Origin of the sequence: Aeromonas sp. FDAARGOS 1411 (genome assembly GCF_019047125.1) — a bacterium.
Taxonomy (GTDB): domain Bacteria; phylum Pseudomonadota; class Gammaproteobacteria; order Enterobacterales; family Aeromonadaceae; genus Aeromonas; species Aeromonas veronii.
In genome coordinates this window covers 2,725,230-2,746,551 of record NZ_CP077214.1, presented here as the reverse complement: position 1 = coordinate 2,746,551, position 21,322 = coordinate 2,725,230, and the positions used below count along the sequence as shown (strand labels likewise).

21 protein-coding genes are annotated in these 21,322 nt (G+C 59.0%); 16 read left to right on the top strand and 5 right to left on the bottom strand.

From position 1 onward, the window contains the following. Positions 1-65: 65 nt before the first annotated feature. The 13 genes from glyA to I6L41_RS12120 all read left to right on the top strand — a co-directional run bounded on the left by glyA (position 66) and on the right by I6L41_RS12120 (position 13,564). A complete protein-coding gene (glyA, locus tag I6L41_RS12180; RefSeq protein WP_216959107.1) occupies positions 66-1,319 on the top strand; it encodes a serine hydroxymethyltransferase in 1,254 nt (417 codons plus the stop codon). A gap of 153 nt (positions 1,320-1,472) precedes the next feature. Next, positions 1,473-1,922, top strand: a complete 450-nt coding sequence (gene nrdR / locus I6L41_RS12175; protein ID WP_005338880.1) for a transcriptional regulator NrdR — start codon at positions 1,473-1,475, stop codon at positions 1,920-1,922. 97 nt (positions 1,923-2,019) lie between these two features. Next, the gene (gene ribD, locus I6L41_RS12170) at positions 2,020-3,129 is read left to right on the top strand and encodes a bifunctional diaminohydroxyphosphoribosylaminopyrimidine deaminase/5-amino-6-(5-phosphoribosylamino)uracil reductase RibD (protein ID WP_216959105.1); all 1,110 of its coding nucleotides are present in this window, start codon (positions 2,020-2,022) and stop codon (positions 3,127-3,129) included. A 55-nt stretch (positions 3,130-3,184) separates the two neighbouring features. Then, on the top strand, positions 3,185-3,838 hold the full coding sequence (locus I6L41_RS12165) for a riboflavin synthase (RefSeq protein ID WP_139394118.1): 654 nt from the start codon (positions 3,185-3,187) through the stop codon (positions 3,836-3,838). A gap of 147 nt (positions 3,839-3,985) precedes the next feature. Continuing rightward, positions 3,986-5,095 (top strand): bifunctional 3,4-dihydroxy-2-butanone-4-phosphate synthase/GTP cyclohydrolase II, encoded by a 1,110-nt coding sequence (gene ribBA, locus I6L41_RS12160; protein ID WP_005343511.1) that lies wholly within the window; start codon positions 3,986-3,988, stop codon positions 5,093-5,095. A gap of 204 nt (positions 5,096-5,299) precedes the next feature. After that, on the top strand, positions 5,300-5,770 hold the full coding sequence (ribE, locus tag I6L41_RS12155; RefSeq protein ID WP_005338866.1) for a 6,7-dimethyl-8-ribityllumazine synthase: 471 nt from the start codon (positions 5,300-5,302) through the stop codon (positions 5,768-5,770). Positions 5,771-5,784: 14 nt separating this feature from the next. Continuing rightward, complete coding sequence (gene nusB, locus I6L41_RS12150; RefSeq protein WP_005343514.1) at positions 5,785-6,198, top strand: transcription antitermination factor NusB; 414 nt, start codon at positions 5,785-5,787, stop codon at positions 6,196-6,198. 57 nt (positions 6,199-6,255) lie between these two features. Continuing rightward, positions 6,256-7,215: a thiamine-phosphate kinase gene (gene thiL / locus I6L41_RS12145; protein ID WP_216959100.1), complete on the top strand. Its 960-nt coding sequence runs from the start codon at positions 6,256-6,258 to the stop codon at positions 7,213-7,215. Continuing rightward, positions 7,212-7,706, top strand: coding sequence for a phosphatidylglycerophosphatase A (locus I6L41_RS12140; RefSeq protein ID WP_021230380.1), 495 nt, complete (start codon positions 7,212-7,214; stop codon positions 7,704-7,706). The genes thiL and I6L41_RS12140 overlap by 4 nt, the downstream gene beginning before the upstream one ends. Before the next feature lie 487 nt (positions 7,707-8,193). Then, positions 8,194-9,918: an ABC transporter ATP-binding protein gene (locus I6L41_RS12135; RefSeq protein WP_100654430.1), complete on the top strand. Its 1,725-nt coding sequence runs from the start codon at positions 8,194-8,196 to the stop codon at positions 9,916-9,918. A 70-nt stretch (positions 9,919-9,988) separates the two neighbouring features. Then, positions 9,989-11,545, top strand: coding sequence for an ABC transporter substrate-binding protein (locus I6L41_RS12130; protein WP_216959097.1), 1,557 nt, complete (start codon positions 9,989-9,991; stop codon positions 11,543-11,545). A gap of 99 nt (positions 11,546-11,644) precedes the next feature. Continuing rightward, a complete protein-coding gene (locus I6L41_RS12125) occupies positions 11,645-12,619 on the top strand; it encodes an ABC transporter permease (protein WP_005349514.1) in 975 nt (324 codons plus the stop codon). 3 nt (positions 12,620-12,622) lie between these two features. Beyond that, the gene (locus I6L41_RS12120) at positions 12,623-13,564 is read left to right on the top strand and encodes an ABC transporter permease (protein WP_019445927.1); all 942 of its coding nucleotides are present in this window, start codon (positions 12,623-12,625) and stop codon (positions 13,562-13,564) included. 127 nt (positions 13,565-13,691) lie between these two features. On the opposite strand, the gene I6L41_RS12115 is transcribed toward I6L41_RS12120, so the two are convergent. Then, positions 13,692-13,907: a SlyX family protein gene (locus I6L41_RS12115; RefSeq protein WP_005335285.1), complete on the bottom strand. Its 216-nt coding sequence runs from the start codon at positions 13,905-13,907 to the stop codon at positions 13,692-13,694. Between the two features lie 14 nt (positions 13,908-13,921). Then, the gene (locus I6L41_RS12110) at positions 13,922-14,890 is read right to left on the bottom strand and encodes a hypothetical protein (protein ID WP_216959094.1); all 969 of its coding nucleotides are present in this window, start codon (positions 14,888-14,890) and stop codon (positions 13,922-13,924) included. A gap of 118 nt (positions 14,891-15,008) precedes the next feature. On the opposite strand from I6L41_RS12110, the gene fkpA reads away from it, so the two are divergent. Beyond that, positions 15,009-15,812, top strand: a complete 804-nt coding sequence (gene fkpA, locus I6L41_RS12105) for an FKBP-type peptidyl-prolyl cis-trans isomerase (protein WP_005358476.1) — start codon at positions 15,009-15,011, stop codon at positions 15,810-15,812. A gap of 151 nt (positions 15,813-15,963) precedes the next feature. Continuing rightward, entirely contained in the window at positions 15,964-17,370 is a 1,407-nt protein-coding gene (locus tag I6L41_RS12100) for a sigma-54 dependent transcriptional regulator (RefSeq protein WP_042080633.1), read from the top strand. Between the two features lie 55 nt (positions 17,371-17,425). Here I6L41_RS12100 and I6L41_RS12095 read toward each other — a convergent pair whose 3' ends face one another. The 3 genes from I6L41_RS12095 to I6L41_RS12085 all read right to left on the bottom strand — a co-directional run bounded on the left by I6L41_RS12095 (position 17,426) and on the right by I6L41_RS12085 (position 19,231). Beyond that, a complete protein-coding gene (locus I6L41_RS12095; protein WP_216959091.1) occupies positions 17,426-18,295 on the bottom strand; it encodes a hypothetical protein in 870 nt (289 codons plus the stop codon). 112 nt (positions 18,296-18,407) lie between these two features. Then, positions 18,408-18,743, bottom strand: a complete 336-nt coding sequence (locus I6L41_RS12090) for a hypothetical protein (protein ID WP_005335280.1) — start codon at positions 18,741-18,743, stop codon at positions 18,408-18,410. Between the two features lie 143 nt (positions 18,744-18,886). Further along, positions 18,887-19,231 (bottom strand): DUF2956 domain-containing protein, encoded by a 345-nt coding sequence (locus tag I6L41_RS12085; protein WP_216959088.1) that lies wholly within the window; start codon positions 19,229-19,231, stop codon positions 18,887-18,889. A gap of 268 nt (positions 19,232-19,499) precedes the next feature. Between I6L41_RS12085 and ushA the strand changes: the two genes are divergently transcribed. After that, the gene (ushA, locus tag I6L41_RS12080; protein ID WP_139405720.1) at positions 19,500-21,224 is read left to right on the top strand and encodes a bifunctional UDP-sugar hydrolase/5'-nucleotidase UshA; all 1,725 of its coding nucleotides are present in this window, start codon (positions 19,500-19,502) and stop codon (positions 21,222-21,224) included. Positions 21,225-21,322: the final 98 nt, after the last annotated feature.

The following is a 21,322-nucleotide window of genomic DNA, read 5'->3' as shown; positions in this document are numbered from 1 at the left end:
AGCTCACGTTACAATGCCCGCGCCCACTTCACCTAACGCGCAAACGATTTTCAGGAGAGAAACGGATGTTGAAACGTGACATGACCATCGCCAATTATGATCCGCAATTGTGGCAGGCCATCACAGACGAAACCCGTCGTCAGGAAGAGCATATCGAGCTGATTGCGTCTGAGAACTACACCAGCCCCCGTGTCATGGAAGCCCAGGGCTCCCAGCTGACCAACAAGTACGCCGAAGGTTACCCCTCCAAGCGTTACTACGGTGGTTGCGAGTATGTGGATGTGGTCGAAACCCTGGCTATCGAGCGCGCCAAAGAGCTGTTCGGTGCCACTTACGCCAACGTGCAGCCGCACTCCGGCTCTCAGGCCAACAGCGCCGTTTACATGGCTCTGCTGCAGCCTGGCGACACCGTACTGGGCATGAACCTGGCCCACGGCGGTCACCTGACCCACGGCTCTCCGGTCAACTTCTCCGGTAAGCTTTACAACATCGTGCCTTACGGTATCGATGAGTCCGGCAAGATCGACTACGACGAGATGGAACGTCAGGCTGTCGAGCACAAGCCGAAGATGATGATCGGTGGCTTCTCCGCCTACTCCGGCATCGTTGACTGGGCCCGCATGCGCGAAATCGCCGACAAGGTCGGTGCCTACCTGTTCGTCGACATGGCCCACGTGGCGGGTCTGATTGCCGCTGGCGTCTACCCGAACCCGGTTCCCCACGCTCACGTGGTCACATCCACCACTCACAAGACCCTGGCCGGTCCGCGCGGTGGTCTGATCCTCTCCGCCGCTGACGACGAGGAGCTCTACAAGAAGCTCAACTCTGCCGTCTTCCCGGGTGGTCAGGGTGGCCCGCTGATGCACGTCATCGCCGGTAAAGCCGTTGCCTTCAAAGAGGCGCTGGAGCCGGAGTTCAAGACCTATCAGGCTCAGGTCGTGAAAAACGCCAAGGCGATGGCTGCCACCTTTATCGAGCGCGGTTACAAGATCGTCTCCGGCGGTACCGACAACCACCTGATGCTGGTTGACCTGATCGGTCGCGAGCTGACCGGTAAGGATGCTGACGCTGCATTGGGCAAAGCCAACATCACAGTCAACAAGAACTCCGTGCCCAACGACCCGCGCTCCCCGTTCGTCACCTCCGGTGTGCGTATCGGTACCCCGGCCATCACCCGCCGCGGTTTCAAGGAAGCCGAGTCCATCGAGCTGACCCACTGGATCTGCGACGTACTGGACAACCACGACAACGATGCCGTGCTGGCCACCGTGCGCGAGAAGGTGCTGGATATCTGCCGCCGCTTCCCGGTTTATGGCTGATAAGTCAGACCGTCCGGTTTGAGACCAATGCCACCTGCGGGTGGCATTGTTTTTTCTGGCTTTTACCGGTTTTGGATGGCCGTGCTACACTGGCCGACCTAGATGATCCTGGCCCGCCGGGCCGGTCCCTGTTCCATTAACGCCGGAGGTCCGATGCATTGCCCATTCTGTAGTGCGGTTGATACCAAGGTGATCGATTCCCGTCTGGTGGCAGAAGGCCATCAGGTGCGCCGCCGTCGTGAGTGTCTGCTCTGTCACGAGCGTTTTACCACCTTCGAGATGGCCGAGCTGGTGATGCCCCGCGTCATCAAGTCCAACGGTTCCCGCGAGCCGTTCAACGAGGACAAGCTGCGCGCCGGCATCCTGCGGGCGCTGGAGAAGCGGCCGGTGAGCATGGAGGCCATCGAAAAGGCGGTCAACCATATCAAATCCCGCCTGCGTGCCACCGGCGAGCGCGAAGTCGCCTCCGAGCTGGTGGGCAATCTGGTGATGGATGAGCTCAAGAGTCTGGACAAGGTGGCCTATATCCGCTTTGCCTCCGTCTATCGCAGCTTCGAAGATATTCGCGAGTTCGGCGAAGAGATTGCCAAGCTGGAGAAGTAAACCTCCATGCTCACCCATGTTGCCGCGTCCGATTACGCTGCGCTAATCGAACCTACGATACTGCGTAAAGTCGAGATGTGTTGTCAAAGGAGCCCGAATGTTTAGTCAAGATGATTACCAATGGATGAATCGGGCCCTCGAACTGGCCCGCCGCGGCCGTTACACTACGGCCCCCAACCCCTGCGTCGGCGCCGTGCTGGTGAAAGATGGCGTGGTGGTTGGTGAAGGGTGGCATCAGAAGGCGGGCGAGCCCCATGCCGAGGTCTACGCCCTGCGCGCCGCCGGTGACAACGCCCGTGGCGCCACCGCCTATGTGACCCTCGAACCCTGCTCTCACCACGGTCGTACTCCCCCCTGCGCCGAGGCGCTGATCAACGCCGGTGTAGCCCGGGTGGTGGCGGCCATGGTCGATCCCAATCCCCAGGTGGGCGGACGCGGCCTGCGGATGCTCTCCGAGGCGGGTATCAAGACCGATTTCGGCCTGCTGGCGAGCGAAGCGGAAGCGCTCAACCCGGGCTTTTTCAAGCGGATGCGGACCGCCTTCCCGCGGGTAACCGTCAAGCTGGGGGCCAGCCTCGATGGTCGCACCGCCATGGCGAGCGGCGAGAGCCAGTGGATCACCTCCCCGGATGCGCGCCGCGATGTGCAGCGACTGCGGGCCCGCCACGATGCGGTGTTCTCCAGCGCCGAAACCGTGCTGGCCGATGGCGCCTCCCTGACCGTGCGCTGGGACGAGCTGCCCCCCTCGGTCAAGGCGAGTTATCCCAAAGAGACCCTGCGCCAGCCGCTGCGGGTCATCGTCGATTCACAAAACAGGCTCACTCCCGACTTGCCGCTATTCCAGAGCGAGAGTCCGGTGCTGCTGGCTCGCCACAAGGCATCCGGCGAGTGGCCCGCGTGGGTGCAGCAGCTGGAGCTGCCGCTGCTGGATGGCAAGCTGGATCTGGTCAGCCTCTTCATGCTGCTGGCCAAGCAGAACGTCAACTCGGTACTGGTCGAGGCGGGGCCACGGCTGTGCGGCGCTCTGCTGGAGAAAGGGCTGGTGGATGAGCTGGTGCTCTATCAGGCGCCCAAACTGATGGGCGACGAGGGGCGCGGCCTGTTCCATCTGCCCGGCCTGACCCGGCTGTTCCAGGCGCCCAAGCTCGCCATCAAGGATGTGCGCATGGTGGGGCCGGATATTCGCATTACCGCCAAAATAGCCTGATCTTTCAATGTTCAAGGGGGCATCTGCTGCCCCCGTCATCAGCAAGGTGATCTGCATGTTTACCGGAATTATCGAAGCGGTGGGGACCCTGGCCGAACTGCGTCGTCAGGGGGAGGACATGGCCCTCACCGTCCACGCCCCGGGCCTGGATTTTAGCGACGTCAAGCTGGGCGACTCCATCGCGACCAACGGCGTCTGCCTCACCGTGGTGGCGCTGGGCGACAAGAGCTATACCGCCGATGTGTCGCTGGAAACCCTCTCCCGTACCGGCTTTGCCGCCGCCAGAGTGGGCGATCGGGTCAACCTCGAGAAGGCGCTGATGCCCACCTCCCGTCTCGGCGGCCATCTGGTCTCCGGCCACGTGGACGGGGTAGGGGAAGTTAAAAGCGTCTCCAGCAGCGGCCGCGCCATCGAGTACTGGATCAAGGCGCCGGGGGAACTCTCCCGCTACATCGCCGAGAAAGGTTCCATTGCGGTGGATGGCATCAGCCTCACCGTCAACGCGGTGCGGGGCGACCTGTTTCGCCTGACGATCGTGCCCCACACCGCCCAGGAGACCACCATCGCCAGCTGGAAGCCGGGTCACAAGGTCAACCTCGAGGTCGATCAGATCGCCCGTTATCTGGAGCGGTTGATGATGGGCAAGAGTCAGGAGAGCAGCGCCTCCACCCTGACTCTGGACAAGCTGGCCAAGGCCGGTTTTCTCTGATGGTCGGGGTGCTGGCCCCGACCAAAACGATTTTCTGTGATCCCGCTCCGATTGAAATGGGGCCATGCGCCCCAATCTAGAGCAGCATATCTCGCATTCCCGTTGAGCCTGCGGGCTCAATCCCCAAATAGACAGATGGAGTAGCCCATGGCGCTGAGCACAACCCAGGAAATCATTGCCGACATCAAGGCTGGCAAGATGGTGATCCTGATGGATGACGAAGACAGGGAGAACGAAGGGGACCTCATCATGGCCGCCTCCTGTGTCCGTCCGGAGGATATCAACTTCATGGCCCGTTACGGCCGTGGCCTCATCTGCCTGACTCTGACCCGAGATCGCTGCAAGCAATTGGCGCTGCCGCTGATGGTGGATCGCAACAATGCCCAGTTCTCCACCGCCTTCACCGTCTCCATCGAGGCGGCAGAAGGGGTGACCACAGGTATCTCCGCCGCCGATCGCGCGGTGACCGTGCAGGCGGCTGTGGCGGCCAATGCCAAGGCGGCCGATCTGGTGCAGCCGGGCCACATCTTCCCGCTGATGGCGCAGGATGGCGGTGTGCTGACCCGTGCCGGCCACACCGAAGCGGGCTGCGATCTGGCCCGTCTGGCCGGTTTCGAGCCTGCCGCCGTCATCGTCGAGATCCTCAATGAAGACGGCACCATGGCGCGCCGTCCTGACCTGGAGATCTTCGCCGAGGAGCATGGCATCAAGCTTGGCACCATCGCCGACCTCATCGAGTACCGCAACCAGCACGAGACCACGGTCGAGAAGGTGGCCGAGTGCAAGCTGCCCACCGAGTTTGGCGAGTTCGACCTCATCACCTTCCGCGACACCATCGACAATCAGGTGCACTTCGCCCTGAAAAAGGGTGAGGTACAGGCCGACCAGCCGACGCTGGTGCGGGTGCACCTGCACGACGTGCTGAGCGATCTGCTGCTGACCGATCGCCACGCCGCCCGAAGCTGGCCGCTGCCCAAATCCATGGCCCGCATCGCCGACGAGGGCGGCGTGCTGGTGATTTTGGGGGCGGAATCCCATGGCGCCGAGCTGCTGGCTAGGGTCAAGGGTTTTGAAGCCGCCGACAAGGGGCTGGCGCCGGAAGGAGCCAAGTGGCAGGGCACCTCGCGCCGGGTTGGCGTGGGCTCCCAGATCCTCAAGGCCCTTGGCGTGAGCAAGATGCGCCTGTTGAGCTCGCCGAAGAAGTACCATGCCCTCGGCGGTTTCGGTCTGGAAGTGGTTGAGTACGTCGGCGAGTAAAAGTTCCACCAGAGAAGTACCATCCCCTTTCGGGCGGTTTCGGTCTGAAAGTCATGGAATAGGTCGGCGAGTAAGCGCGCCGGACTGGTTAAATCGCGATCATGGCCGTCTATTGCGGCCATGGTTTTTGTCGTGGGTCTGTTGTGCTAGAATGTGCGCACTTTTGACTCCGGCCCTTTTGATTGCACAGATACAGGATTTCCAATGAAGGTTATCGAAGGAAATATCGCCGCTCCTGAGGCGCGCGTTGCTATTGTTGTTGCCCGTTTCAACAGCTTCATCAACGACAGTCTGGTGAACGGCGCGGTGGACGTACTGAAGCGTCAAGGTCAAGTGCAGGACAGCAACCTGACACTGGTAAAAGTGCCGGGCGCGGTTGAAATGCCATTGGTCATCAAGAAGCTGGCCAAGAGTGGTCAATATGACGCCATCGTGGCGGTCGGTACTGTCATTCGTGGCGGCACCTACCACTTCGACCTGGTGGCAAACGAGAACAGCAAGGGCATGGCCCAGGTAATGATGGAATATGAAATTCCCGTTGCCTTCGGTGTGCTGACCACTGAAAACATTGAACAAGCCATCGAGCGTGCAGGTACCAAGGCGGGTAACAAGGGTGCAGAGGCTGCACTGGCAGCGCTCGAAATGATCAACGTCCTGAAAGAACTGGACGTGTAACGAGGAGAAGTACATTGAAACCGTCTGAGCGCCGTAAAGCCCGCCATTGCGCCACCCAGGCCATCTACCAGTGGCAGATGACCAAGGCTAACGTGGGTGACATCGAAGAGCAGTTCAAGATCGATCAGGACACCAAGGGTGTAGACCTGAACTATTTCCGCGATCTGCTGTTCGGGGTAGCCCTCCACTGCAGCGAGCTGGACAAGGTGTTTGCACCTTTCCTCTCCCGTCCGCTGGAAGAAGTGGACATGGTGGACAAGGCGATCCTGCGTCTGGCGACCTACGAGCTGACCCGTCGTGATGATGTACCGCCGCGCGTGGTCATCAACGAAGCGATCGAGCTGGCCAAAGCTTTTGCTGCCGATGACAGCCACAAGTTTGTCAACGGTGTACTGGACAAGGTGATCAAGTCGCTGAACAAGCGTTGATCCTGCTGTCCGTCAGCATCTAAGAGAGGAGCCAGCTTATTGCTGGCTTTTTACTGTATGGGTGAATTTGAGCTGATTGATAAGTACTTCAAGGTCCCCCACGCCCGCAAGGACGTGGTGATGGGCCCTGGAGATGATTGTGCCCTGCTGACCCTGCCCCCCGATACCCAGCTGGCGGTGAGCACCGACACTCTGGTGAGCGGCGTACACTTCTTTCCCGACATGGATCCGGTGGATCTCGGCTACAAGGCGCTGGCGGTCAATCTCTCCGATCTCGCCGCCATGGGGGCCGAGCCGCGCTGGGTATCGCTGGCGCTGACCCTGCCTGCCATTAACGAAGGTTGGGTCGCCGGTTTTGCCGAAGGGTTTCTGGAGCTGGCCGAGTACTACAATGTGGCGCTGGTGGGCGGAGACATGACCCGCGGGCCGCTCTCCATCACCATCTCGGTGAAGGGATCGGTGCCTGTCGGTCGCGCCCTGATGCGCAGCGGTGCCAAAGCCGGTGACGGCATCTATGTGACCGGCACTCTGGGAGATGCCGCGCTGGCGCTCTCCCACCTGCTGGGCAAACGCACTCTCAACGAGAACCAGCTGGCGGCCGTGCTGCCACGGCTCGACCACCCCCATCCCCGCATTCTGGCCGGTCAGGCCCTGCGCGGGCTGGCGGGCAGTGCGCTGGATCTCTCCGATGGTCTGGCATCGGATCTCGGCCATATCCTCAAGGCCTCCGGCGTGCGTGCCCAGATCGATCTCGATCTGCTGCCGCTCTCGCCGGTGCTGCAGGATGCGGTGAGCGAGCAGGAGGCGTGGCAACTGGCGCTGGCCGGTGGCGATGACTACGAGCTCTGCTTTACCGTACCGGAGGAGCACCGCGGCGCGCTCGATACGGCGTTGGCCCACAGCGGGGTCAAGTTCAGCCGCATCGGCCGCATCGTGGCGGGCGAGCCGGGCATCGACTACCTGCGTGGCGACCAAGCGGTCGAGCTGCAACTGAAAGGGTGGGATCACTTCGCATGAGTTTGTTCAGGATAAAGCCCGAGCTGACACGACTGGATCTGAAAAATCCGCTTCATTTTTTGGCGGTGGGGTTTGGTTCCGGTCTCAGCCCCAAGGCGCCGGGCACCATGGGCACCCTGGCGGCGATTCCGCTCTATCTGCTGGTGAGCGGTCTGCCGACCTATTGGTTTATCGCCTTGCTGGCGGTTGGGTTTGTGGTCGGTATTCGTATCTGCCAGAGCGCCACCGATGCCATCGGCATGCCGGATCACGGCGCCATCGTCTGGGACGAGGTGATCGGTTTTGGCGTCACCATGATCGCCGCGCCAGCCGGTTGGGAGTGGGTGGTGGCGGGCTTCGCGCTGTTCCGGTTGTTTGATGTGCTCAAGCCCTGGCCCATCTCCTGGTTTGATCGCCGGATCCACGGTGGCCTGGGCATCATGCTGGACGATCTGATCGCCGGCCTGTTCGCCCTGTTTTGTATGCAATTACTGGCATTCTGGCTCGGTTGAGAGCCATCTTCCGGGGGATGACCGTTCTGGCATCCCCCGATTTATATCTGCTTAATTTTCATTCATCGGCATATGCTGCCGTTTATCATCCATTTCACATAAATATTCACTACTCATTCGGGGCTGGTGATTGTTTTGGAAATAGTGATAAATGCTGCTTGTTGCGTTGTTGTTGAAATTAAAGTAATGATACCAATAGAAGTACGGACGCACCGGCCATTTGTGTGATGAAAATCATCATTTATCTCTGCTGAATTGGTGGTTATCTGCACAAAACATTGCGGAATTGTATAACTCAATCATTTACACCCGTGGTCAAACCGTCTAAGTTACTCGCGGGTTATTCCAAAAAAATGCAAAAAACCCGCCCGGATCGCTGGTTTCGCTGCCTCATGGATTGAGCAAATATTGCCCAAGGTAACAACCGGCATCTGCGGCTGATTTACGGACGAATTATTTGGGACGGATGTCCCCCGCAGAGGTAAACATGTCCTTGCTCGAAGTAAAGAACTTGCGGATCGAGTACCCCTCCCGCTACGGGGTGCTGGCCGCGGTGAAGGATCTCTCTTTCTCTATCGAAAAGGGTGAGATTGTCGGAGTGGTCGGTGAATCCGGCGCCGGCAAGTCCACCATCGGCAACGCCGTTATCGATCTCCTGAGCCCGCCGGGTCGCATCGCCCGTGGTGATATCTATCTCAATGGCGAGCTCATCTCCGGCAAGAGCCAGAATGAGATGCGGGCCATCCGTGGCTCCCGTATTGGGTTCATCTTCCAGGACCCCATGACCTCTCTCAACCCGCTGTTCACTGTTGAGCATCAGCTGGTGGAGACCATTCTGGCCAATACCGACCTCTCTCGTGAAGCCGCTTTTGCCAAGGCATTGGAGCTGATGGGGGCAGTGGGGATTCCGCAGCCGGAGCTGCGCATCAAACAGTATCCGCACCAGTTCTCCGGTGGCATGCGTCAGCGGGTGGTTATCGCCATCGCGCTCTCCTGCGATCCGGAGCTGATCATCGCTGATGAGCCGACCACGGCGCTCGACGTATCCATTCAGGATCAGATCCTCCAGCTTATCCGCGCCCTCTGCAAAGAGCGTCAGGTGGGCTGCATGCTGGTGACCCACGACATGGGCGTGGTCTCCAACGTTACCGACAAGGTGGCGGTGATGTATCGCGGCGATCTGGTGGAGTTCGGCCTGACCGAACAGGTACTGGGCAGCCCCAATCACCCCTATACCCGCAGCCTCATCTCGGCGGTGCCCCGCTCCGATGTGAAGCTGGTGCGTTTCCCGCTGGTCTCCTATATCGAGGATGCCAGTGCGCCGGATACCAATATCGACCTCAAGACCCACTGGCTCGGCCAGAGTCAGGACGAGCGTGCCTATGAAGGGGCGCTGCTGCGGGTGGAGAACGTCGATCTGAAGTTCGTCACCAAGGACTCCATCTTCCCGAGCCGCCGCCAGTATGTGCGTGCCTGCAACAACATCAGCTTCGAGATCTTCGAGGGTGAAACCTTCGGTCTGGTGGGGGAGTCGGGCTCCGGCAAATCGACCATTGCCCGCGCCATCACCGGTCTCTATCCGCCTGATACCGGCAAGATTTTCTTCGAGGGGATCGATCTGACCGCTCTCAAGAGCGAGCGCGAGCGTCGCCCGCTGCGTCGCCAGATGCAGATGGTGTTCCAGAACCCCTATTCCTCGATGAACCCGCGGATGAAGGTGCGCGACATCATTGCCGAGCCGATCCGCTTCCATCAGCTGGCGAGCAGCGAGAGCCAGATCGAGGGGATCGTCGGCGATCTGCTGGATCACGTGGGTCTCGGTCGTGGTGCTGGCCTCAAGTATCCCCACGAGTTCTCCGGCGGTCAGCGCCAGCGCATCTCCATTGCCCGCGCCCTGGCCACTCGCCCGCGCTTCCTTATCTGCGACGAGCCGACCTCGGCGCTGGATGTGTCGGTGCAGGCCCAGATCCTCAACCTGCTCAAGGATCTGCAGCAGGAGCTCAAGCTCACCATGCTGTTTATCAGCCACGATCTGCCGGTGATCCGCCAGATGTGCGACCGCATCGGGGTGATGCAGCACGGTCATCTGGTGGAAGTGGCCGAGACCGAGAAACTCTTTACCAATGCCGAGCATGAGTACAGCCGCAAGCTGATCTCCCTCATGCCGGAGTTCAAGGGAATGTCCCGCGAGGGGCTGGAAATCGCAAGCTAGGAGAGCGCCGGTGCGCCGGTCTGCTTGTCAAAAAAAGTGTCATAAGAAAGCCAAAAGCATGGAGAACAAGATGAAGAAAGGATTGTCCAAGATTGCCCTGGCGCTGTTTGCCGCCGGTTTCGCCTTCAGTGTCTCAGCCGCCGATATCAAGGTGGGTGTCGCTTCTGACGCCACTTCGCTGGATCCGCAGGAGCAGCTCTCCGGTCAGACCCTGGAGATGTCGCACCTGGTATTCGATCCCCTGATGCGTTACACCCAGGACCTGCAGTTCGAGCCCCGTCTGGCCGAGAAGTATGAGCGTATTGACGACAAGACCGTCCGCTTCCACCTGCGCAAAGGGGTCAAGTTCCACTCCGGTAACGACTTCACCGCAGACGACGTGGTGTGGACCGTCAACCGCCTGAAATCCTCCGTCGACTTCAAGGCGATCTTCGATCCCATCAGCGAAGTGAAGAAAGTCGATGACTACACCGTCGATCTGATTACCGCCAAGCCGTTCCCGCTGGTGCTGCAGACCGTCACCTACATCTTCCCGATGGACTCCAAGTTCTACACCGGCAAAACCGAAGCGGGCAAAGACAAGGCCGAGATCGTCAAAAACGGCGACTCCTATGCCTCTACCCACGTCTCCGGTACTGGCCCGTTCACCGTCAAGTTCCGCGAGCAGGGCGTGAAGCTGGATTATGCCCGCAACGCCAACTACTGGGACAAGGCCTCCAAGGGTAACGTTGAGAACCTGACCGTGGTGCCCATCAAGGAAGATGCGACCCGTGTTGCAGCCCTGCTGGGTGGCGACGTGGACATGATCTATCCGGTTGCGCCGAACGATCTGGAGCGCGTGAAGAATGGCAAGGACTCCCAGCTGGTCACCCTGTCCGGTACCCGCGCCATTATCATCGAGCTGAACCAGAACACCAACCCGGCACTGAAAGACAAGCGCGTGCGTCAGGCGATCAACTATGCCATCAACCAGGTGGGCATTGTCGAGAAGATCAACAAGGGCTTCGGTACCCCTGCTGGTCAGCTGAGCCCGAAAGGCTATGCCGGTCACAACGAGGCGCTGGCACCCCAGTATGATCTGGCCAAGGCCAAGGAGCTGATGAAAGAGGCCGGTTACGAGAAAGGCTTCAAGATGACCTTCATCTCCCCGGCAGCCCGCTACGTCAACGACGTCAAGATTGCCCAGGCGGTCTCCGCCATGCTGGCCAAGATCAACATCAAGGTGGATCTGAAGACCATGCCGGTGGCCCAGTACTGGCCCGAGTTTGACAAGTGCGCAGCAGACATGCAGCTGATCGGCTGGCACTCCGACACCGAAGATACCGCGAACTTCTTCGAGTTCCTGACCTTCACCAAGGATGCCAAGACCGGTATGGGTCAGTACAACTGCGCCGGTTACGCCAACGCCGAAGCTGACAAGCTGGTGATGGATGCCAACGCCGAGACAGATCCGGCAAAGCGTGCCGAGATGCTGAAGAAGGTCGAAGCCATGCTGATCGAAGATGCTGCCTACGTGCCGTTGCACTGGGAAGATCTGGCCTATGGCGCCAAGAAGAACGTCGACATCAAGCCGGTGGTCAACGTGATGAACTTCCCTTACCTGGGTGACCTGGTGGTCAGCAAGTAAGAGAACGTCGCAAGGAAGGACGGGGCGGGGTGGTCAGCTGGCCACTCCGCCCACTAACAGAAGCCTGTGCCACGACACAGGCCACGTAGAAGGACAAGCATGTTTACATTCCTGCTGAAACGGTTCTATCAGGCCGTGATAGTGATGTTCGTCATCAGCCTGGTCGCCTTCTCCATCCAGGATAACCTGGGTGACCCGTTGCGCGAGCTGGTGGGACAATCCGTCTCCGAAGCCCAGCGTCACGAGTTGCGCGAGAAGATGGGCCTTAACGATCCCTTCCTCATCAAATACAGCCGCTTTTTGAAAAATGCGGTGCATGGGGATTTGGGCACCTCCTATTTCTTCAAGCGACCCGCTCTCGAGGTGATCCTCGACAAGCTGGTGGCTACCCTTGAGCTGGTGTTTGCTGCCGCGCTTATCATCGTGGTGGTCTCCATTCCACTCGGTGTCTATTCGGCGATCCGCCCGCGCAGCATTCCCACCAAGATCATCATGGCGGGGAGCAGCATCGGCATTTCGATCCCGGTATTTTTGACCGCCATCATGCTGATGTACCTCTTCTCCATCCAGCTGGGCTGGCTGCCGGCCTATGGCCGCGGCGAGACCCGTAACCTGCTGGGCTGGGAGTCGGGCTTCTTTACCTGGGATGGCATCCTGCATCTGATCCTGCCGGCGGTGTCCCTCTCTTCCATCATGCTGCCGCTGTTTATCCGACTGGTGCGCTCCGAGATGCTGGAGCAGCTCTCCTCCGAGTACGTCAAATTCGCCCGCGCCAAGGGGCTGGATAACAACAAGGTCTACTATCAGCACGCACTGAAGAACACCATGCTGCCGGTCATTACTGTCGGAGGGGTGCAGATCGGCACCATGGTGGCCTACACCATTCTGACCGAGAGTGTGTTCCAGTGGCCGGGCACCGGCTTCCTGTTCCTCGAGGCGATCCACCGGGTCGATACCCCGCTGATCACCGCCTACGTCATCTTCGTGGGACTGATCTTCGTGGTGACCAATACCCTGGTCGACCTGCTCTACGGGTTGATTAACCCGACCGTTAACCTGACCGCCAAGGGGTAACAGATGACTAATGCTGTAACTGCAAGCCCAAGCCGTTGGGCACGATTCAAGAACTCAGACATCGTCTACTACTTCCTGCGGGACAAGGTAGCCATGTTCAGCTTTGCGGTGTTCGTGGTATTTGTGCTGGCGGCGCTGCTGGCGCCCTGGCTGGCACCGCACAATGTCTATGACCAGACCAGTTTTGATCTGATGGATGCCGAGTTGCCCCCCTCCTGGCTCGAAGGCGGCGAGGAGCGTTTCTGGCTCGGTACCGACAACCAGGGACGGGATATCTGGAGCACCATCCTCTATGGCGCCCGTATCTCCCTCACCATCGGCCTGTTTGCGGTGGCGCTGCAGCTGGTGCTCGGTATCGTCATCGGTCTGATTGCCGGTTACTTCGGTGGCCGCATCGACAACTTGCTGATGCGCTTTGCCGACGTGCAGCTGTCGTTCTCCACCATGATGGTGGCGATCATCATCTCTGCCATCTTTCAGGCGACCTTTGGCTCCGAGTTCTACTCGAAGTTCGCCATCATGATGCTGGTGGTGATCATCGGGATCGCCGAGTGGCCGCAGTACGCCCGTACCGTGCGCGCCTCTGTGCTGGCGGAGAAGAAGAAGGAGTATGTGGAAGCGGCCAAGGTGATGGGGTTCCGCGCCCCGCGCATCATGTTCCGCCACATTCTGCCTAACTGCCTGTCGCCCATTCTGGTCATCTCCACCGTGCAGGTGGCCAACGCCATCATGAGTGAAGCTGCACTCTCCTTCCTTGGGCTGGGAATGCCGGTTGATCAGCCCTCGCTCGGTTCGCTTATCAGCGTCGGCTTCAACTACATCTTCTCCGGCTCCTGGTGGATCACCGCCTTCCCGGGTATCTGTCTGGTGGTGCTGGTGCTGGTCATCAACCTGCTGGGTGACTGGCTGCGGGATGTGTTTAACCCCAAGATCTACAAAGGTTAACGCGGGCCGACTCTGAGGCGCCGAGTCGCAGCTGTCAGGTCATTTGGATGAAAAAAATCCGAAACCGGTTTAGCCGGTTTCGGATTTTTATTGGTCTTGAGCAGACAGCTTGTTGATTGCACACCCATCAGTAGTGCGGCGGCGGGGTCTCTTCGGCCATGCTGGCAATCTGGCTGGGCTGTACGCTTTGTAGTTTGTCGATCAGCAGCTGGATCTGGTATTTGAGTCGATCGAGTTCACGGCCCTGGGTGGTCACCTCGTCGTTGAGCTGCTCTATGGTGTATTCCGCATAGGCGAGACGGGTTTCCAGGGTTTCGATGCGATCGTTAAGTTGCTGACTCATGGGCCTTCGGGTCCTTACTTGATTGTCCAGATTTCGGCCAGACCACTGGAGCTGGCACTGACAAGGTGGCTATTGTCGCGCAAAGCGACGCCGTAGACCACTGCGCTGGGCGGTTTCACCTTGGGTTGCGGCGAGACGCGCCAGCTCTGCAGCAGGGCACCATCGCTCACTCGCCACAGGGAGAGCTGACGGGAAGGGGCGCCGGTGATGAGCCACTTGCCATCGTTGGCAAAGCGGGCGCTGGTGTAGACCTCGAAGCGGTGATCATATTGCAGCTGACTCACCTCCTTGCCGGTTTTCAGATCCCAGATGCTGGCCCGGCTGCTGTCGGCGGTGAAGGCGTAGCGGCCGCTCGGCTCCAGTCTGGCCATGATCACCCGGCCACCATGGTTGAAGCGCCAGATCACCTGCCCGCTACGGGTATCCCACAGATAAGCGCTGTAGTCGTTGCCACCGGTCAGGGCGTAGCGACCGTTGGCGGAGAGATCCACCGTATTGACCTGTTCGGTGTGCCCCAGAAACTGCAGGCGACGGCCGCTTCGGGTGTCGAGCCACTCGGCCTTGCCATCTTCCCGCCCGATCAGCACATAACGACCGTCGGCAGAGAGCGCGATGTCCCTCAGCCTGGATTCAGGAAGTGAGTAGTAGCCTTGTGATTGCCCGTCGCTCAGCCGCCAGGTTGCAAAGGTGCTGGAGGTGGCGGTGACGGCATGGCTGTTGCCTTCGGAAAAACGGGTAATGAATACCAGATCATCCGTAGAGTCGGATTGCTTCCAGCGCCAGCGTTGACGGTTCTGTTCCAGATCCCAGACGATGATGCCCTGGCTGATGCTGGAGACGATGGCCTGCTTGCCATCACTGGAGAGATCTGCGGTCAGCAGACCCGTGCTGGCGAGGGTCATTTGCTGGTTGGGTTGGGAGCTTTGCTCGCAACCGGTGAGCATTAAACAGAGGCTCACCAGATAAATGGCACTTTTTATCATTTTTGCGGTCTCACGCTTTTGTTACCTGCGATCACGGCGTTAGTATAAGGCGCTTATCACGATAAACCTCTCATTTCACGATGGAACCGAGAGCGGTATTTGGAGTTTGGAGAAACTGATGAACAAATTTCTGAAGGTGTCCCTGTTGGCGGCGGCCGTTGCCGTCGGTCTGACTGCTTGCCAAAAAGACGAGAAGCCTGCTGCGGCCAATACCGCCGAAGTGAAGGCAGAAGCCAGCAAGCCGGCAGAGGCGACCAAGGCCGAAGCCAAGAGCTTTGAAGAGCAATCTGGCTACGCAATTGGCCTCTCCATGGGGCGTTACATCGCCAATACCCTGGAGCGTCAGCAGGAACTGGGCATCAAACTGGACAACGCCGTGATCCTGAAAGGGGTGACTGACGGTCTGGGCAAAGAAGCCAAGATGACTGATGAAGAGATCCAGAAGGTACTGCAGGATTACGACGCCAAGATCAACGAGCTGACCAAGGCCAAGGCCGAGAAAGACGCCGTTGAGAATCTGAAGAAGGGCGAAGAGTTCCTGGCTGCCAACGCCAAGAAAGAGGGTGTGAAGAGCACTGAATCCGGCCTGCAGTACATGGTCGAGAAGATGGGCACTGGCGCCAAGCCGAAATCTACCGATATCGTCAAGGTTCACTACACCGGTACCCTGACCGATGGCACCAAGTTCGATAGCTCCGTCGATCGCGGCGAGCCGGCTACCTTCCCGCTCAACCAGGTTATCCCGGGTTGGACTGAAGGTGTGCAGCTGATGCCGGTTGGCTCCAAGTTCAAGTTCTTCCTGCCGTCCAAGCTGGCCTATGGCGAGCACGGTGCAGGCTCCATCCCGGCGAACGCCGTGCTGGTGTTTGACGTTGAGCTGCTGGCTATCGAGAAGCCGACTGCAGACGACGCCAAGAAGTAATCCCTTCTTGTAGTTAAAAACGGCTCCTTAAGGAGCCGTTTTTACTTGTGTATTCCCTGCAATCGCGGGATAACAGAGCTGTCTTGGCGTTGGGTTTGCGCGCGAAAATAAGGCAAAATAGATCGCAGAATCAAATACAAGGATGAGTCCAGTGGCTGAAAATAAATCGCGTGTCCTGCTGGTGGAAGATACCCGTAGTCTGGCGGTGGTCTATGAACAGTACCTGCGCCAGGAGGGGTATGAGGTGGTGCTGGCCGACTGTGGTCAGCAAGCGTTGGCGCAGTTGCTGGCAAGTCCTCCCCCCGTGGTGCTGCTGGATCTGGAGCTGCCGGATATGTCCGGTATGGATATTCTGCAAATGATCACCGAACAGCAGTTGCCTTGCTCTGTGGTGGTGATCACCGCCCACGGCTCGGTGGATGTGGCAGTGGAGGCGATGCGCCTCGGTGCCTTCGATTTTCTGACCAAGCCGTTTGACAGCAAGCGGCTCTGCGCCACCGTTCGCAATGCCCTGAAACATCAGCAGTTGAGCTCGCTGGTTGCCCACTATCGGGAGAACTTCGAGCGCAGCTCCTTCTTCGGTTTTATCGGCGCCTCCATGTCGATGCAGGCGGTCTATCGCATCATCGAAAGTGCGGCGCCCAGCAAGGCGACCGTCTTTATCACTGGCGAGAGCGGCACCGGCAAAGAGGTGTGTGCCGAGGCGATTCACCAGTGCAGTCCCCGCAGCGAACAGCCCTTTATTGCCCTCAACTGCGCCGCCATTCCCCACGATTTGATGGAGAGCGAGATCTTCGGTCATGTGAAGGGCTCTTTTACCGGTGCGCAGGGGGATCGCAAGGGGGCGGCCAGTCTGGCCGATGGCGGTACCCTGTTTCTCGACGAGATCTGCGAGATGGACCTGGATCTGCAGAGCAAGCTGCTGCGCTTTATCCAGACCGGCACAGTGCAGCGGGTCGGTAGCGGCAAGCTCGAGACGGTGGATGTGCGCTTTATCTGCGCCACCAACAGGGATCCGCTGGTAGAGGTAAAAGCGGGCCGTTTTCGCGAGGATCTCTACTATCGGCTCCACGTCATTCCGCTTACCCTGCCGCCGCTGCGGGAGCGGGGTGAGGATATCCTGCTGCTAGCGCGTACCCTGCTGCAGAGCTACGCCAAGGAGGAGAACAAACGCTTCAAGGATTTTGATGTCGAGGCTGCACGAGTGCTGCTCGACTACCCCTGGCCCGGCAACGTACGCGAGTTGCAAAACGTGGTACGCAATATCGTGGTGCTCAATGACAAGGAGCTGGTGAGCCCGGATATTCTGCCGCCACCGCTCAATGGGGTTCGTCCCCAGCTACCGACTGCGATTGCGGCAGCGGTGGCATCGGCTCCGGCCACCACCGGGGTGGCCAACGGGCCAATTCGTCCGCTCTGGCTGGTGGAAAAAGAGGTGATCGAACAGGCCATCGCCAGCTGTGACGGCAACATTCCCAAGGCGGCGGCACTGCTCGAGATCAGCCCCTCCACCATTTACCGTAAAAAGCAGGGGTGGGAGGAGTCCAATCGGGCCTGAACCATCTTGCCAGCAGAAAGGGCGGCTAGCGTGCCGCCCTTTCTATTTTGGGGGATCAGAGTTTGGCGAGGCGCTTGAGGCGGGCCAGTCGCTCCCCCTCGTTGGCGCTGAACCAGCGGTCCTGTGACAGCAGAAACCAGGCGCGGGAGAAGTATTCCGCGGCCAGCGGATCGTCCAGCACCAAGGCATTCTCCCCCAGCTCCTCGAACAGATAACCATCCTCAGGTTCGCCAGCCTCGGCCATATCGGCCTTGAGCTGGTGCAGCTCTGCCAGCGCCTGCTGGTGCTGACCCTGGGCCCGGGTCAGGCGAGCCAGACTCCAGCGAGCGATAAACGCCTTGGCCGGCTGGTTATGTTGCAGATGCCAGGCCAGACACTTCTGCTGCTGGATTTTCGCCTCATCAAAGCGGCCCAGTTCGAACAGGGTCCAGCCCTGATTGTTGTAAAGGGGGGCCAGCCAGCCACGCACCTTCTCGTCACTGCTGCGTTCCGCCAGCTCCATCGCCAGTTGATGCCAGCGGCTCTGCTCTTCCAATGGTGCGGCGATGGCGATCATGTGAGCGGCGTCGATGGCGAGATAGGTTTCTTTCTCCTTGAGCCCCCATTGCCAGGCTTGTTCAAACAGCGGTTTGGCACTGGCTTTGTCGCCCGCCGAGTTAAAGGTGCGGCCTCGTTCCAGCAGGGCCCTGATCCGCGCTCTGGGGGTTTTATCGGTGAGGCGGGGCTCTATCTCGTCGAGCAGCTGATGGGCTTCGGCAAACTGGCGCTGCAGCGAGTGGGTGCGGGCAATTTGGGTCAGCAACTCCAGTTCGAGTTGCAGGTCGGCGGCGGCGCGCGCTTCGGGAAGACGGGTGTGAAAACGCAGGGCGCTGGCGGCGGGATCCTGATAATCCCACAGCGCCATGAAATCGGGCGGATTGTCCATTTGGCCTCCTTGCTGGTTATCCTGTCACCAAGATGCCTGCAGGCCATTGTTTGTACAAGGGGCGCCCGTCACAGAGCGCCCCTTGAGCCATGCTAACGGCTGTGCCAGCCGATCAGTAGACCATGGCCAGGCTCATCAGCATCAGGCCGAGGGCGGCAAAGGCCCCCTCCTTGATCGCGAGCCGTGGCACCAGCGCCTTGGGCAGGGCCGGAAACAGGCTCAGGGCAAAGCCAAGGCCCGGCATCAACCAGTGGAATGCCGGATCGCGCAGGGTGGGATCGGCGGCACCGTTGATGATGATCAGTAAAATAAACAGGGTGAAGGCCGGCAGGATAAACCAGCGTACCCCACCGGCGGCGACCGCCCGCAGCGGCGAAATGCGATAGAGCAGCATGGTCACAAGGAACAGTACAAAAGGGGCCAGCAGATAGAGCGGAGCGGGGTTCATAACATCTTTCCTGAAAACTGATCGTCAAAAAATAGGGAGTCCGGTGCAAGAGGCGCGGGATTTAATCACTCTTCGCAGGTAATCACCAGCAGCCCGGGTCCGGGCTGTGAAGAGGATCCCGGATAAAGGTTTGCTAGCGCGTCTTAGTGCAACCAGAACCAGGCTGCTGCAAATCCCAGCCAGCTCAGCACCAGCAAGATCCAGGGCAGGGGATGCTGATGGCTTACTTCAACCAGCTCCAGCTGATCGTCTTGCTCTTCGGTTTGGGGCGCGACCTGTGGCTGCCTGGCTTTGGCCTGCAATTTTTTCTGGCGGCTCGCTTCACGGGCCCGCGCCTTCATCTGCTTCTTGTACTCGTCGATGCCTTTCTGGATCCCTTGCGCGATAAGCTGGGTCTGTTCCTTGGTCTGCCCCGGCTTCTGGTTGGCACGGGCAATTTTCATCGCCTCCTGCTGGGTCTCAGGGGAAATCTTGTCGTACTTGGCCATCAAATCATCTCCTCGGGCATGGCTGGCTGGGGAGTATGCCATAAAGGCGCGTCCGGGTGGCGCCTCCTTGGTGCGGGAGGGGAGCAAGTGAGTGACTGCTCAACAAAAAACCTGATAAATCAGCAGGAAGCCGGATGTTGGGCCGAAGATCACAATTAGCAGAATTTGTGAGTCATCGATGAAAAACGGTCATCTGTTGTTTGTTATATTGGCGCCCGACCCGCTGGACAGGGTTGATAAATAACAAAACAATCAAGGTGATATGGAAATGAATAATAACTTTATCAAAGGCGGCGTGGCACTGGCCGTGCTTGCTGCACTGACTGGCTGTAATACCTCGAGCAATGACACCGTTGCACCCTGCACCGAAAATGTCTGCAAACTGACCATCCTGCACACCAACGATACCCACGGCCGTTTCTGGCACAACGCTGAAAATGAGTATGGTATGGCAGCCCAGAAGACTCTGGTCGAGCAGCTGCGTGCCGATGCCAAGGCTGCTGGCAGTGACGTACTGGTTCTTTCCGGTGGTGATGTGAATACCGGGGTGCCGGAGTCCGATCTGCAGGATGCCGAGCCTGACTTCATGGCGATGAACAACATTCGCTACGATGCCATGGCAGTGGGCAACCATGAATTCGACAACCCTCTCAGCGTACTGGAGAAGCAGCGCAAGTGGGCCCAGTTCCCCATGCTCTCGGCCAACATCTATGACAAGGCCAGTGGCAAACACTACTTTGACCCCTACAAGGTGTTCAAGCTGGAGAGCGGTCTCAAGGTTGCCGTACTGGGTCTGACCACCGAGGATACCGCCCAGCTGGTTGATCCCAACAACGTGCAGACCCTGGAGTTCCGCGATCCGACCAGCGAGGCGGCCAAACTGGGCCAGCAGATCCGCAGCAACAAGGAGGCCAATCTGGTCTTCGCCATCACTCACATGGGCCATTACGAGAATGGCCAGCACGGCAGCAATGCGCCGGGCGATGTAGAGATGGCTCGTGCACTGCCGGCAGGGACTCTGGATGCCATCATTGGTGGCCACTCCCAGAATCCGGTCTGTATGGAACCGGGTACCACCAACAAGTACGCCAATTTCAAACCGGGTGATAACTGCCAACCGGACCAGCAAAACGGCACCTGGATCATGCAGGCCCACGAGTGGGGCAAGTATGTGGGCCGTGCCCAGTTTGAGTACCAGAATGGCAAGTTGACCCTGACCAGCTATGACCTGATCCCGGTCAACCTGATCAAGCGCAACGCCAAGGGCGAGGCGATCGATGCCAACGGCGCCGTAACCAAGGATCCGGCCAAGATGCAGTTCGTACAGGACGAGATCACCAAGGATCCCGAGCTGTATAACACCCTGCTGGGTTATCAGGAGAAAGGTCAGCAAGAGCTGAATGTCGTCATTGGCTCGGCAGATGGCTTGCTGGTTGGTGATCGCAACTCGGTTCGCAACAAGCAGACCAACCTGGGTCGCCTCATCACTACGGCGACCAGCAGCAAGCTGGGTGTCGACTTTGGTATCGTCAACTCTGGCGGCGTCCGTGACAGCATCCCGGCCGGTGATATCACTTACCGCAGCGTGCTGCTGGTGCACCCGTTTGGCAACACGGTCAACAAGGCTGTCATGAAGGGAAGCGAGCTGGCGACCTATCTGGGCCAGGTGGCAAGCAAGACCCGCAATACCGGTGGTTATGCCCAGTTTGGCGGTATCAACATGGCAGTGGATTGCCAAGCCAAGAGCGTCAATATCACCAGCATCGGTGGCAAGGCGTTTGATCCGGCAGCAACCTACAGCTTCGCGATCCCGAGCTTCAGCGCCTCCGGTGGTGACGGCTATCCGAAGATCGATACCATCAACGCCGGTTTGGTGGATGCTGCCGTGCTGAAAGAGTTCATCGAGATCAAGAAGGTGATCAACGTGGCCGATTATCAACCGTCCAATGAGGTGACCTATCTGAACTCAACATCTGCCGAAGGGTGTAACTAAGAGCTGTCGATTCGGTATCGTCACAACAGTAGTCACACTCTGCTGTCATCTTAAAAAAATCCCCAGGCATTACCTGGGGATTTTTTCGAACCATTACT

Excerpts from the sequence above, each read along its gene's own strand:
- glyA (WP_216959107.1), top strand. The coding sequence starts at position 66 with ATGTTGAAACGTGACATGACCATCGCCAATTATGATCCGCAATTGTGG.
- nrdR (WP_005338880.1), top strand. The coding sequence starts at position 1,473 with ATGCATTGCCCATTCTGTAGTGCGGTTGATACCAAGGTGATCGATTCC.
- ribD (WP_216959105.1), top strand. The coding sequence starts at position 2,020 with ATGTTTAGTCAAGATGATTACCAATGGATGAATCGGGCCCTCGAACTG.
- I6L41_RS12165 (WP_139394118.1), top strand. The coding sequence starts at position 3,185 with ATGTTTACCGGAATTATCGAAGCGGTGGGGACCCTGGCCGAACTGCGT.
- ribBA (WP_005343511.1), top strand. The coding sequence starts at position 3,986 with ATGGCGCTGAGCACAACCCAGGAAATCATTGCCGACATCAAGGCTGGC.
- ribE (WP_005338866.1), top strand. The coding sequence starts at position 5,300 with ATGAAGGTTATCGAAGGAAATATCGCCGCTCCTGAGGCGCGCGTTGCT.
- thiL (WP_216959100.1), top strand. The coding sequence starts at position 6,256 with ATGGGTGAATTTGAGCTGATTGATAAGTACTTCAAGGTCCCCCACGCC.
- I6L41_RS12140 (WP_021230380.1), top strand. The coding sequence starts at position 7,212 with ATGAGTTTGTTCAGGATAAAGCCCGAGCTGACACGACTGGATCTGAAA.
- I6L41_RS12135 (WP_100654430.1), top strand. The coding sequence starts at position 8,194 with ATGTCCTTGCTCGAAGTAAAGAACTTGCGGATCGAGTACCCCTCCCGC.
- I6L41_RS12130 (WP_216959097.1), top strand. The coding sequence starts at position 9,989 with ATGAAGAAAGGATTGTCCAAGATTGCCCTGGCGCTGTTTGCCGCCGGT.
- I6L41_RS12125 (WP_005349514.1), top strand. The coding sequence starts at position 11,645 with ATGTTTACATTCCTGCTGAAACGGTTCTATCAGGCCGTGATAGTGATG.
- I6L41_RS12120 (WP_019445927.1), top strand. The coding sequence starts at position 12,623 with ATGACTAATGCTGTAACTGCAAGCCCAAGCCGTTGGGCACGATTCAAG.
- I6L41_RS12115 (WP_005335285.1), bottom strand. The coding sequence starts at position 13,907 with ATGAGTCAGCAACTTAACGATCGCATCGAAACCCTGGAAACCCGTCTC.
- I6L41_RS12110 (WP_216959094.1), bottom strand. The coding sequence starts at position 14,890 with ATGATAAAAAGTGCCATTTATCTGGTGAGCCTCTGTTTAATGCTCACC.
- fkpA (WP_005358476.1), top strand. The coding sequence starts at position 15,009 with ATGAACAAATTTCTGAAGGTGTCCCTGTTGGCGGCGGCCGTTGCCGTC.
- I6L41_RS12095 (WP_216959091.1), bottom strand. The coding sequence starts at position 18,295 with ATGGACAATCCGCCCGATTTCATGGCGCTGTGGGATTATCAGGATCCC.
- I6L41_RS12090 (WP_005335280.1), bottom strand. The coding sequence starts at position 18,743 with ATGAACCCCGCTCCGCTCTATCTGCTGGCCCCTTTTGTACTGTTCCTT.
- I6L41_RS12085 (WP_216959088.1), bottom strand. The coding sequence starts at position 19,231 with ATGGCCAAGTACGACAAGATTTCCCCTGAGACCCAGCAGGAGGCGATG.
- ushA (WP_139405720.1), top strand. The coding sequence starts at position 19,500 with ATGAATAATAACTTTATCAAAGGCGGCGTGGCACTGGCCGTGCTTGCT.